5 protein-coding genes are annotated in these 13,800 nt (G+C 61.8%); 3 read left to right on the top strand and 2 right to left on the bottom strand.

Going from position 1 to position 13,800, the window contains the following annotated elements:
* Positions 1–107: 107 nt before the first annotated feature.
* Together FHX10_RS23735 and FHX10_RS23730 are read left to right on the top strand one after the other, a co-directional pair.
* A complete protein-coding gene (locus FHX10_RS23735; protein WP_063473845.1) occupies positions 108–8,627 on the top strand; it encodes a GH36-type glycosyl hydrolase domain-containing protein in 8,520 nt (2,839 codons plus the stop codon).
* 100 nt (positions 8,628–8,727) lie between these two features.
* On the top strand, positions 8,728–9,966 hold the full coding sequence (locus tag FHX10_RS23730; RefSeq protein WP_063473844.1) for an OpgC family protein: 1,239 nt from the start codon (positions 8,728–8,730) through the stop codon (positions 9,964–9,966).
* 49 nt (positions 9,967–10,015) lie between these two features.
* Here FHX10_RS23730 and FHX10_RS23725 read toward each other — a convergent pair whose 3' ends face one another.
* Both FHX10_RS23725 and FHX10_RS23720 read right to left on the bottom strand, forming a co-directional pair.
* Positions 10,016–10,369, bottom strand: coding sequence for a VOC family protein (locus tag FHX10_RS23725; RefSeq protein ID WP_028757673.1), 354 nt, complete (start codon positions 10,367–10,369; stop codon positions 10,016–10,018).
* Between the two features lie 405 nt (positions 10,370–10,774).
* Positions 10,775–12,538: a glucan ABC transporter ATP-binding protein/ permease gene (locus FHX10_RS23720; protein ID WP_028757674.1), complete on the bottom strand. Its 1,764-nt coding sequence runs from the start codon at positions 12,536–12,538 to the stop codon at positions 10,775–10,777.
* A 322-nt stretch (positions 12,539–12,860) separates the two neighbouring features.
* Here FHX10_RS23720 and FHX10_RS23715 point away from each other — a divergent pair, with 322 nt between their 5' ends.
* Complete coding sequence (locus FHX10_RS23715; protein ID WP_028756542.1) at positions 12,861–13,616, top strand: helix-turn-helix transcriptional regulator; 756 nt, start codon at positions 12,861–12,863, stop codon at positions 13,614–13,616.
* The last annotated feature ends 184 nt before the right edge of the window (positions 13,617–13,800 follow it).

Raw genomic sequence — 13,800 nt, 5'->3', positions numbered from 1 at the left:
TCTTCGATCTTTGAAGAATAGGGCTCCGTTCATGTAGCAGTCATGATAAGCAGTGCAAAAGGCTGAGCAAAACAGCCATAACTTCGTTTGGATCCAGAACCGAACCCATGTCTATTTCACATCTTTCTCCGAGCCCTTCGCGCGAAACCGAGACGAAGCAGATCGATCACAACGATTCGATCCGCTCGACCTATCTTGCCATCGAGGACATCAAGGCGATGGGCGATGGGGTCGCCCGGAACGGCGTCGACAAGCTGCCGGCCTTTGCTCCCTTCGATTTTTTCGCGCGCCATAAGGAAAACGAGAAGGAAATCCTGCGCGTCTACCGGACCACGGCGACTGATGTCGAGGCCGGTGAGACGATCACGCCGGCGGCAGAATGGCTGCTGGACAATCACTATATCGTCGAAGAGGCGATCCAGGAGGTGCGGCGCGACTTCCCCCGCCGCTTCTATCGCGAATTGCCGACCATGGTCGTCGGCGGCGTCGAGGTACCGCGCACCCTCGTGCTTGCCTGGCTCTATGTCGCCCATACCCACAGCACGATCTCGCAGGAAAGCCTGACGGCGCTGGTCGATGGCTTCCAGGCCAGCGAGACGCTGAAGATCGGCGAACTCTGGGCGTTGCCTTCGCTGGTGCGTTACGTGCTCGTCGAAAACCTTCGCCGCATTTCCAGCCGTGTCGAAGCCAGCCGCCGCATGCGCCGCCGCGCCAATGAGGCGGCCGACGAATTGGTGCGCCTGACCGATCCGGCCGGAGCGGCCGCCTATCTGAAGACGCTGGAACCGCTTGCCGAGGACAATACATTCTCGACGCAGTTCCTCTATCGCCTGCGCGACGGCTCACAGACGTCGAGCCTGGCGATCACCTGGCTCGACGAGCGGCTGGAAGAACTCGGCCGCAACACCGAAGAGGCGACGACGGCCGAACATAGCCGCCTGTCTTCCGGCAACGTGACGATGGGCAACATCATCCGCAGCCTTCGCGAGATCGATGATGCCGAATGGTCGGTCTGGGTCGAGCAGGTCAGCCATGTCGACAGGCTGCTCTGGGAGCATTCGGATTACGGCATCCTCGATTCCGGCTCGCGCAACAAATATCGAAAACAGATCGAGAAGCTGGCCAAGCGCTCGCCGCTGACGGAAATGGAAATCGCCCAGCTGGCGCTCGACATGACCGATGCCGCCAAAGCTTCGGACGAGCCGCAGCCGCATGAACCGAATGTCGGTGGTTTCCTGTCGGGCGCGCAGCGGCCGAAGCTCGAGGCGCGGGCGAACTATCGCCCGACGATCATCCAGCATTTCGTGCGCGCCGTGCGCCAGTTCAACTGGCTGGCGATTGCCTTGCCGGTCATGCTGCTGACGATCATCGCCATGGCGATCGTCGGCAGGTTCATGGCCAATGCCGGCATGGGGGCGATCGAAATCGCCGTGCTGCTGATCATGTTCTCGGTACCGGCGTCAGAAGGGGCGACGGGTCTCTTCAACACTCTGCTTTCTTTCTTCGTGACGCCGGCGCGCCTTGTCGGTTACGAGTTCAAGGAAGGCATTCCGGAGGACGCACGCACGCTGCTCGTCGTGCCCTGCCTGATCTCGAACCGCGACAGCGTCGACGACCACGTGCGCAATCTCGAGGTTCACTATCTCGCCAACCCGCGCGGCGAGATCTATTTCGCACTGCTCAGCGACTGGCCGGACAGCGAGGTCGAGGAAACGGCTGCCGATCTCGAGGTTCTCGATTATGCGCGGCGTGAGATCGCCAATCTTTCCGCCCGCTATGCCTATGACGGCAAGACGCGCTTCTATCTGCTGCATCGCCGCCGCCTCTACAATCCTTCGGAAGGCGTGTGGATGGGCTGGGAGCGCAAGCGCGGCAAGCTGCACGAACTGAACATGTTGCTGCGCGGCGACCGCGACACGACCTATCTGCCGGGCGCCAATGCGGTGCCGGCCAATGTGCAGTATGTCATGACGCTCGATGCCGATACGCGCCTGATGCGCGATGCCGTCACCAAGCTCGTCGGCAAGCTCTATCATCCGATCAACCGCCCGGTCATCAATCCGAAAACCGGCCGTGTCGAAAGCGGCTACGGCGTCTTGCAGCCGCGTGTCACCCCGTCGCTGACGACGGGCAAGGACGCCTCGGTCTTCCAGCGCGTCTTTTCGATCAATCGCGGCCTCGATCCTTATGTCTTCACCGTTTCCGACGTCTATCAGGATCTCGCCGGCGAAGGCACTTTCACCGGCAAGGGGCTTTATCATGTCGACGCTTTCGAAGCCTCGCTGAAGGGCCGGATCGACGAGAATTCCGTGCTCAGCCACGATCTTCTCGAAGGCTCGATGGCGCGCTGCGCGCTCGTCACCGATCTCGAACTGGTTGAGGATTTCCCGATCCGCTACGAGGTGGAAACCTCGCGCCAGCATCGCTGGGCGCGCGGCGACTGGCAGCTTCTGCCCTACATGTTCAATCCGAAATACGGCGTCACGGCACTCGGCCGCTGGAAGATGTTCGACAATCTGCGCCGCTCGCTGACGCCGATCGCCTGGTTCTTCGCCTCCGTGCTCGGCTGGTATTTCATGGGCCCGCTCGGCGCACTCATCTGGCAGATTCTGCTGATCTTCTGCCTTTTCGTCGCACCGACGCTGTCGCTCATCAACGGCATCATCCCGCGCACCAGCGATATCATCGCCCGCGCCCATCTCTATACGGTCTGGTCCGATATCACGGCGGCCAATGCACAAGTTGCGCTGCGCATCGTCTTCATCGCCGACTCGGCCTGCATGATGGCGGATGCGATCGGCCGTTCGCTCTACCGCCTGTTCGTCAGCCGCAAGCTGATGCTGCAGTGGCGCACCGCCGCCAGCGTCCAGGCCGGCGGCCAGGGGACGCTGATCTCCTACTACAAGGCGATGTGGCATGCGCCGGTGCTGGCGCTGCTGGCGCTCGGTTTCGCAGCCCTTCCCGGCGACAACGCCTTCCTCGTCGGCATTCCCTTCGCCCTGCTGTGGGTCCTGTCGCCTGTTGTCGCCTGGTATGTCAGCCAGTCGGCGGAGACCGAAGACCGGCTCGAAGTCGCCGATTCCGTGTCGAGCGAACTGCGCAAGATCGCCCGGCGCACCTGGCGGTATTTCGAGACCTTCACGACGGCCGAGCAGAACTATCTGCCGCCTGATAATATCCAGGAAACGCCGCATGTGATCGTCGCGGCACGCACCTCGCCGACCAATATCGGCGTCTATCTGCTCTCCGTCGTTTCCGGCCGGCATTTCGGCTGGTTCTCCTTCGAGGAGACGCTCGAGCGGCTGGAGCAGACGATCGCGACGATCGACAGGATGGAGAAATTCCGCGGCCATCTGTTCAACTGGTATCACACCGATACGCTGCAGACGCTTGGGCCTCGTTACGTCTCGGCCGTCGACAGCGGCAATCTCGCCGGCCATCTGATCGCCATTTCATCGGCCTGCCGCAACTGGGCCGAGGCGCCGTCGGCGCATATGCAGGGCAATCTCGACGGCGTCGGCGACACCGCCGGCATTCTCGGCGAAGTGCTGGCGGACCTGCCCGATGACCGCAAGACCGTGCGCCCGCTGCGCCGGCGCCTGGAGGAGCGCATCGTCGGCTTCCAGAACGCACTTGCCGCCGTCAAACGCGAGCATGAATTCGCCTCGATCCGCATCATCAACCTCGCCGTTCTCGCGCGCGACATCGAGAAGCTTGCCGCCAATCTCGACCATGAGGTCAAGTCGAAGCAGAGCGAAGAAGTCACCCAATGGGCGGCATCGCTGGTAAAGGTCTGCGAGGCGCATATTTCCGACAGCACCTTCGACCTTTCCAAGGTCGATGCGCTGCGGCCGCGCCTGGTGGCGTTGCGCGACAAGGCCCGTGATCTGGCTTTCTCGATGGATTTCGGCTTCCTGTTCCGGCCGGAGCGGCGCCTGCTGTCGATCGGCTACCGCGTCGAAAGCGGCGAACTCGACCAGGCGTGTTACGACCTTCTTGCCTCGGAATGCCGCCTGACCAGCCTCTTCGGCATCGCCAAGGGCGACCTGCCGACCGAACACTGGTATCGCCTCGGCCGCCAGGTCGTGCCTGTGGGGTCACGCGGCGCGCTGGTCTCCTGGTCCGGCTCAATGTTCGAATATCTGATGCCGCCGCTCGTCATGCAGGAGCGTGGCGGAGGCATTCTCAACCAGACCAACAATCTGGTCGTCGTCGAGCAGATGAATTACGCCCGCAAGCTCGGCATTCCGTGGGGCATTTCGGAAGCGGCCTTCAATGCCCGCGACCATAACCTCAATTATCAGTACACGAATTTCGGCGTACCGACGCTCGGCCTGAAGCGCGGCCTTGGCCACAATGCCGTCATCGCGCCTTACGCATCGCTGCTCGCCAGTCAGTACGACCCGCCGGGTGCGCTGGAAAACCTGCAGAGGCTGCGCAAGGTCGGCGCGCTCGGCAAGTTCGGCTTCCATGACGCCGTCGACTTCACGCCGACACGCGTGCCGGAAGGCAAGAAATGCGCGGTGGTCTACAATTATTATGCCCACCATCACGGCATGTCGATCGCGGCTGTCGCCAACGTCGCCTTCAACGGTCATCTGCGCGAGCTCTTCCACTCCGATCCGGTCATCGAGGCGGCCGAGCTGCTGCTGCAGGAAAAGGCGCCGCGCGACATCCCGGTCATGAGCGGCAAACACGAATCCGACACGCCGGCCAGCATCCAGGACGATCTCCTGCGACCGGAGCTCCGGAAGATCAACGATCCGGCTTCGCGCGACCGCGAACTCGTATTCCTGTCGAACGGTCATTATTCGCTGATGCTGACGGCGACGGGTGCTGGTTATTCACGCTGGAACGGCCTTTCCGTATCCCGCTGGAAAGCCGATCCGACCGAAGACCGCTGGGGCAGCTTCATCTTCCTGCGCGATACCGCCACCAGCGAATGGTGGTCGGCGACGGCTGAGCCGAAGGGTGTCGAAGGCGAGAAGATCAAGGTCGAATTCGCCGACGAGAAGGCACAGTTCACCAAGACGGTCGGTGACCTCACCAGCGAAGTGGAGTGCATCATTGCGACCGAGCATGATGCCGAGGCTCGCCGCGTCACCCTGCTCAACATGGGCACGGAAGACCGCTTCATCGAAGTCACCTCCTATCTCGAACCGGTGATCACCTCCGATGATACCGACAATGCGCATCCGGCATTCGCCCGCATGTTCGTCAAGACCGAGATCGGCAAGCGCGGCGACGTCATCCGTGCCGAACGCAACAAGCGCGACCCGAACGAGCCGAACATCAGCATCGCCCATCTGATCGTCGACAATGCCGGCGACACCCGCCATACCGAATTCGAGACCGACCGCCGCAAGTTCATCGGCCGTGGCCGCAGTCTTGCCGATGCGGCGGCCTTCGATCCGGGCGCGACACTTTCGGGCAGCGACGGCTTCATGCTCGATCCCGTCATGTCGCTGCGTCGCACCGTCCGCGTGCCGGCCGGCAAGAAAGTCAGCGTGATCTTCTGGACGATCGCGGCGCCCAGCCGCGACGAAGTCGACAAGGCGGTCAATCGCTATCGCCATCCCGACGCCTTCAACCACGAACTCGTCCAGGCCTGGACACGCACGCAGGTGCAGATGCGCCATGTCGGCGTCACCTCGCAGCAGGCGGCGGCCTTCCAGCATCTCGGACGCTACCTCGTCTATCCCGACATGCAGCTGCGCAAGGACGAGGCGACCGTCGAGGCCGGCCTGCAGTCGCAATCGGCGCTCTGGCCGCTGGCGATCTCCGGCGACTTCCCGATTTTCACGCTGCGCATCAACGACGACATGGATCTCGATATCGCCCGGGAGGCGCTGCTGGCGCAGGAGTATCTGCGCTCGCGCGGCGTCACCGCCGATCTCGTCATCATGAACGAACGCGCCTCTTCCTATGCGCAGGACATGCAACATGCGCTCGACGCCATGTGCGAGAACGTCCGTCGCATGGGCCAGGCCGACGGGTTGCGCCAGCATATCTTTGCGGTGCGCAAGGACCTGATGGAGGAGAGCACCTATCATGCGCTGATCGCGGCCTCCCGCGTCACGCTGCATACCAAGAACGGCAAGGTGGTCGACCAGATCAACCGCGCCGTGGCGCTGTTTGCACCCTCCAAGGAGGAGCTGCAGGAGATGGAACGGGCCGAGCGCAACAAGGCCCCCGTCAAGCGTGTCGTGCCGGTGCCGCCGCCTGTCGTGCCCGCCGTTGTCATCGAGGAGGAAGGCGATCTCGACTTCTGGAACGGCATCGGCGGCTTTGCCCGCGACGGACGCGAATATGTCGTTCGGCTGCCTGGCGGTCATGCAACGCCGCAGCCCTGGATCAACGTCATCTCCAATGACAGGTTCGGCTTCCACGTGTCGGCGGAGGGCTCCGGCTTTACCTGGAGCGCCAATTCGCGCGACTACCAGCTGACCTCCTGGTCGAACGATGCCGTGGTCAACCGTTCGGGTGAGGCCTTCTATCTCACCGATCTCCACAGCGGTGCCGTCATGACGCCTTTCGCTGCGCTTTCCCGCCGGCCGGACATTCGTTTCGAAGCCCGCCACGGGCTCGGCTATTCCGTCTTCTCCAGTGTCCAGCACGATATCGCGCTCGAACTAACGCAGACGGTCGACCGCGAAAGGCCGGTGAAACTGCAGCGCCTGCGCCTGCGCAACACCGGTTCGGCCAGCCGCAAGCTGCGCCTCTACGGTTATGTCGAATGGATCCTCGGCAGCAATCCGGCACGCACGGTGCCTTTCATCCTGTCGAGCCATGACGAGGAGACGGGGGCGCTGTTTGCCACCAATCCCTACAGCATCGATTTCTCCAACCGAACCGCCTTCTTCGCGGCGAGCGAGACGGTTTCGAGTTTCTCGGCAAGCCGGCGCGAATTCATCGGCAAGGCGGGGACGATCCAGGCGCCGCAGGCCGTCATCTCGGCCGCCGCCCTTTCCGGCGGCACCGAACTCGATGGCGATCCGGCCGCGGCTCTTGCGATCGACATCGAACTTGGCGCCGGCGAGGAGCGTGATTTCACCTTCTTCCTCGGCGACACGCCGACGGAAGAAGAGGCGCGCACTGTCATTGCCGATATCCGCAAGGTTTCGTTCGACGACGCCGTCGAGGCTAACCGCGCCTTCTGGCGGGACTTCACCGGCAGACTGCAGATATCGACGCCGGATCGCGGGATGAACAATCTGGTCAACACCTGGCTGCCTTATCAGAGCCTCGGCTGCCGCATCATGGCCCGCACCGCCTTCTACCAAGCAAGCGGCGCCTTCGGCTTCCGCGACCAGTTGCAGGATACGCTCGCCTTCGTGCTGCACGAACCCTCGCTTGCCCGCCGGCAGATCCTGAATGCCGCTTCGCGCCAGTTCCGCGAAGGCGACGTGCAGCATTGGTGGCTGCCGGGAACGGGTGCGGGCGTGCGCACGCTGATCTCGGACGACGTCGTCTGGCTGAGTTATGCGATCCATCACTATTGCAGCGTCACCGGCGACAAGAACGTGCTCGACGAGGAGATCGCCTTCCTGGAAGGGCCGGCACTGCTCGAAGGCCAGCACGACTCCTTCTACAAGCCGGAGATTTCCGAGGACAAGGCGAGCGTCTACGAACATGCGGCGCTGGCTCTCGATCTCGCCATCGCCCGCAAGGGGACCAATGGCCTGCCGCTGTTCCTCGGCGGCGACTGGAACGACGGCATGAACCGCGTCGGCATCGGCGGGCGCGGCACCAGCGTCTGGCTCGGCTGGTTCCTGGCGGGTGCATTGCGCTCCTTCATTCCCTATGCCGAAGAGCGCGGCGACACCGCCCGCACGGAGCGCTGGTCGGCGCATCTCATCGAACTGAAGAAGGCGCTCGAAACTGCGGCCTGGGATGGCGGCTACTATCGCCGCGGCACCTTCGACGACGGTGCGCTGCTCGGCTCCAAGGAAAGCCCCGAATGCCGGATCGATTCGATCGCGCAGTCCTGGAGCGTACTCTCGGGCGAGGGCGATCCGGCCCGCGCCGTCACGGCGATGGAGGCCGTGCTCGACCAACTGGTCGACGAGGATGCCCGGATCATCCGGCTGTTCACGCCGCCTTTCGTCAATTCCGCCAGGGATCCCGGCTATATCAAGGCCTACCCGCCGGGTGTGCGCGAAAATGGCGGGCAATATACCCATGCCTCGACCTGGGTGGTGATGGCGCTAGCGCAGCTGAAGCGGGGTGACGATGCCTTCCGCTGCTTCCAGATCCTCAACCCGATCACCCATGCGCTCGACAAGGTTTCAGCGGAGCAATACCGCGTCGAGCCCTATGTCGTGGCCGCCGACGTCTATGGCCATGAGCCCTACACATCACGCGGCGGCTGGACCTGGTATACCGGGTCGGCCGGCTGGCTCTACCGCGCCGCCGTCGAGGGCATCCTCGGCATCCGGCTGAAGGACGGCCGGCTCTACGTGCGTCCGGCGCTCCCGTCCGAATGGGACGGTTTTGCGGCAGAGGTGGAGCAAGGCGGCGGCAAATACCGCATTTCGGTCTCAAAAGCGTCCAATGATCGCGGCTACACTCTGTCGATCAACGGCTGCGAAGTCACCGATCCCGAAGAGGGATATCCGCTCGGATAACAGCGTTCTCCACGCTGAAAAACACGGCGATTCGCGACGGCCAAAAGGGAACCCTTTTGGCCGTCGTCGCGTTTGCAAATCGGATAATAAGGAGAGACCCATGGCAAGCACGCCGTCCGAAGCCATCGTCCCTGGGCGCAGTACTCTATCCGCAGCTGCGCCAGCGCGCGACACAAGGCTCGACGTCCTGCGCGGTGTGGCCCTGATCATGATCTTCATCAATCATGTTCCCGGACAGATTTTCGAATATGTGACGACGAAGAATTTCGGCTTCTCCGATGCCGCCGAGGCCTTTGTGCTGATCTCGGGCATTGCCGTCGGCCTTGCCTATGGGGCTCGCTTTCAGCCGGGGAACCGGCTCAAGGTGGCGATCAAGGCAGCGAAGCGCGCCTTCACGCTCTATCTCGCCCATATGATCACCACCTTCATGACGCTGGCGCTGTTCATCTGCGGTGCCTGGCTGTTCCACCGACCGGGATTGCTGGTCGAAATCAATATCCTGGCGGTTCTGATGAACCTGAAGGAAGGCATTCCGGCTCTGCTCCTGCTCGGCCATCAGATCGGTTACAACAATATCCTGCCGATGTACGGCGCGCTGATGCTGATGGTGCCTATTATCCTCTTCTTGAATGCGCGGAGCCCGTTGCTGGCGCTCGGTGTCTCGGGCACCGTCTGGCTGCTTGCAGGGATCTACGAGGTGGCGCCGCACAACATGCTCATCGAGGGCTACTGGTTCCTCAATCCGCTCTCCTGGCAGTTCCTGTTTTCGATCGGCATCGTCTCGATGCTGCATATCAAGCGCGGCGGCACGATCCCGCGGCATCCGCTGCTGCTGGCTGCCGCTGCCGCTTACGTCTTACTGTCCTTCGTCTGGGTGACGGGCCATCTCTGGATTTTCGGCAACTCGCTGGCCGCACTTGGCCTGCCGACCGTTATCACCGGTTTCGACAAGACGTTCCTGTCGCTGCCGCGGCTGCTGCATGTGCTGGCGCTGACCTATCTCGTCATCAGCATCCCGGCGCTCTCGCGGATCCTGCGCCGTTCTGCGGATCATCCGCTGACGATCCTCGGGCGCCATTCGCTGAACATCTTCGTCGCCGGCACGATCCTCGCCATGATCGGCCAGGTGGTGCTCTACCTCACCAACAAGGACCCGCTGGTCGGCCCGCTCTTCGTGATATCAGGGGTCGCGATACAATTCGCCTATGCATATTATCTCGAGCGTAAGCGCCAGCAGGGCAAGGTCAAAGGAAAACGCGTCACCGATACCGCCACCATCCCGGTTCCCGTCCGTATCGGCGGAACGGTCAATGCCTATCGCCGGAACGATCGGAAATAGGGTTCGGATTTTTGTCGGATGAAGGAGCCGGTGGCCGATGGCCGCCGGCTCATTTTTTATGAACGAGGATGTTCACCAACTTTCCCAGGGGATCGCGCACATAGAATCGCCTGACGCTCCAGGGCTCATCAACTGGGCCGTACTCGATCGGGAAGCCTGAGGCCGACATGGCCTCGAAAGCAGCATCCAGGTCGTCGACCTCGATCGAGAGGTCGGGCACCGGTGTTCCGGAACCGCCCTCACTGGCAATGCTGAGCTGAACGCTCATCGAGCGCGATGCGCCGAACGTCGTGATCCAGCCGTGATCCATGATGACGTCGAGACCGAGGATATCCTGATAGAAACGCCGGGCCGGCGTGATGTCGGGAGCTTGGATATTGGCGACGATGCGCAGGACCTTCATGGCTTTTCTCCCTATGCTCGTTGACTGACGAAGGTTAGGGAAGATCGGCGGGGTGATCAATCTGTCCGGTCGCATCTGGCTTAAACCGGAGACGTTGTGGCGTGGGATACCCCCCTCTGCCCTGCTGGGCATCTCCCCCACAGGTGGGGAGGTTGGCTGGGCTCACCGGCTTCCCCAAACAATGAGCGTCCAGCATGGCGAAACGGCAGATGGACAGGAAGGTCAAGCTGCTTGTGATCTCCCCACCTGCGGGGGTCCGAAGAACGGGTCGAGACCCGTGGCTCGACCCCGGGCCCGGCAGGGCAGAGGGGGGCCACACGGTAAGACGTCGCTCCCAGGGCTCAAAGCAAACAAAAAGGCCGGAAGGGAGCTACCCTTCCGGCCTTTATCTTGAAACCGAACCGATCAGGCGGCTTCGGTGGCGTGGGCCTTGCGGACCTCTTCGTCCGTCAGGATGCCGCTGGCGCGCAGCAGGGCGGCGAAGCGGCCGTTGCTGTGGCTGAGTTCGTCGAAGCTGCCCTGTTCGACGACGCGGCCGTCATCCAGGAAGAGCACCATATCGGCTTCGCGAACCGTCGACAGGCGGTGGGCGATGATGAAGGTGGTGCGGTTCTGGCGCAGATTGTCGATCGCGGCCTTGACGCGGGCTTCGGTCTCGACATCGAGCGCCGAGGTCGCTTCGTCGAGCACCAGGATCGGGGCGTCCTTGAGGATGGCGCGGGCGATCGCGATGCGCTGGCGCTCGCCGCCGGAGAGCTTGTTGCCGCGTTCACCGACATGCGTATCGTAGCGATCCTCACGGGTCTCGATGAAGTCGGCGGCGGCGGCGGCTTCGGCCGCACGGCGCATTTCCTCTTCGCTGGCGCCCTCGCGGCCGAGGCGGATATTGTCGCTGATCGAACGGTTCAGCAGGCCCGCATCCTGGAAGACGGTGGCGATGTGGCGACGCAGCGACTTGCGGGTCACCTTGGTGATATCGGTGCCGTCGACGAGGATCTTGCCGCCCTGGGCATCGTAGACACGCTGCAGCAGGTTGACGAGCGTCGTCTTGCCGGCGCCGGTCGGGCCGACGATCGCGACCGTCTGGCCTGCCTTCACCGAGAAGGAGACATTGTGCAGGCCCTGCGAGCTGTTGCCGAAGCCGAAGGAGACGTCGCGGAATTCAATCGCACCCTTGACGTCCTTGATCTCGCCGTTGCCAGCCGGCTCTTCACGTTCACGTACCGAGTCTTCCAGCGTATAGAAGTCCTCGAGCTTGGAGCGAGCCTCGAAAATCTGCGTGGCGAACTGGCGCATCAGGTCGAGGCGGCCGATCAGCAGGTTGGCGAAGCCGATGAAGGCGATGACGTCGCCGACGCGCAGCTGGCCGGCCTGGACGAGCATGGTGCCGATGATCAGGACCACCATCATCGCGATGGTCGAAGCCATGCGGTTCAGCGCGCTGGCGATCGCCCACCAGTCGAGCACCGGATACTGGGCTTCGAGCAGACGGTCGGCGAAAGATTTCAGCGCTCGGGTTTCAGCCTCGATGCGGTTGTAGCTGTGCAGGACCGAAACGTTGCTGATCGAGTCGCTGACATGCGAGAAGACGGTGTGATAATGGTTCTCGACCGAAGCCTGGCCGTCCTTGGTGCGGCTCATGACGACGCGGCCGATCAGCCAGTAGGCGATGGCGAGCACCATGAGCACGGCGGAAAGGCGCAAGTCCATCGACATTGCGGTCGGCACCAGAAGGGTAAGCGCGATAACCGTCGACAGGTGGTTGCGCATGAATTCCAGCCAGAGGCCGAACAGCGTTTCGCAGGCACGCAGCAATGTATGCAGCGCGTTGGAGGTGCCGCGCTGGTGGTGCCAGCCAAGCGGCATGGAGATGATGCGGCCGAAGGCTTCCGTCAGCAGCGTTGCCCGGCGTCCATGCGCCAGCCTGTCGGCCTCGCGGGCCACCAGGACGAAGGCGATGGTGTTGAAGACCGCGAAAGTCGCCCACATGAAGAGGATAGGCTTGACCTCTCCCTTGCCGGAAATCGCATCGATGATGCGACCGAACAGGATCGGCTCCGCAATGGTGATCGTCGCCAGAACAATGTTTGCGATAACGACCAGGGATACGCGCAGCTTGTAGGCGCCAAGATAGCGCAGAGCTCTTGCATAGACCTTGAATAGCGTCACGTCGAACCTCTTGTGCATCTGCGAAAACGGGATGATGCGATGCTACAAAAGGCTACCTGAACCGGCGATTAACGGAGCATTCAGGCATCGATCGTCGCGACGATTAAACCCGATCATACTATCGCAGGATGCGACGAGATGGCTATGGCGCTGAAATTGCTGCATGAACATATCTCGCAACAATTTGCGCTTGCATTTTATTAAATGTTTAGCACAGCATTAAATTAGTGACTGCATTTTTTGAAGAAGACCGTTTCGCGACCAATTTGAAAAGCCGCCGACGGCCTCGATGCGGGCGTCAAGTCCGGGCAAGGGGCATTTTGTGAATATTAATTCGTTAATTCAATTGCTTATAATTCTGGAAGAATGTTCAAATCCTGAGGTCGTCGTCACCGAGTTGGAGCAGGGCATCCACGGCTGCGGCTTCGACTATTACGGCCTGCTGCGCCATGTGCCGCAGAATCCGGCGCAGCCGAATCCGGAACCCTGGGCTGCGGCGCTTGCCGGCCGCTGGCCGGAACAATGGCCGCAGATATATACCGCGAAAAAATATGTGCTGATCGATCCGATGGTGCGTTATCTCGCCCATGCCCAGCGGCCTTTCCGCTGGCGAGACAGCATGGCGGCGTTCAGCAAGGATGGGCAGCAACGCCGTATGGAGCAGATGATGGTCGATGCCTTCGGCCATGGACTGGAAGATGGCTACATCTTTCCGATCCACGGACGAAACGGCATTCTCGGCAGCCTCAATCTCGCCGGCAAGCCGATCGAGCTGTCACCGGTGGAGATCGCACTGTTCGAGGCGGTGGCGCGCAAGGCCTTCTGGCGGTTGCTCGACCTGAAAGGCGAAGTGCAGGCGCTGGAGACCGTGCTGCCGGCCGAGACGCCGCTGACCCGACGCGAGATGGAAATCCTGCACTATCTCGCCGAAGGCATGACCTCGATGGAGATCAGCAAGATGCTGAAGATCTCAAACCATACCGTCGATTGGTATATGAATGGCCTGCAGGACAAGCTGAAGGCGAAAAACAGGCAGCAAGTGGTGGCGCTTGCCTTCCGCCATGGCCTGATAAGCTGACGCATGTCGTCCAAAACGGGGCAGCGGCTTTGGACAACGACATGCATGATCATAAGATAAGCGCGTCAAATGACGCGAGTCCGATGCTATGCGCTTCAGAATGGCGAGAAAGTGCATTTCGCAGTCGCAAGAGAAATTGAACTTCCTGTGACAAGAAGTTAAGAATTTTCTTCGCGGGTGCAGC

Origin of the sequence: Rhizobium sp. BK591, from assembly GCF_014195045.1 — a bacterium.
In the GTDB taxonomy this organism is placed as follows: Bacteria; Pseudomonadota; Alphaproteobacteria; order Rhizobiales; family Rhizobiaceae; genus Rhizobium; species Rhizobium anhuiense.
Note: the sequence above shows the minus strand (reverse complement) of the source record. Positions and strands in the feature narration are given on the sequence as shown.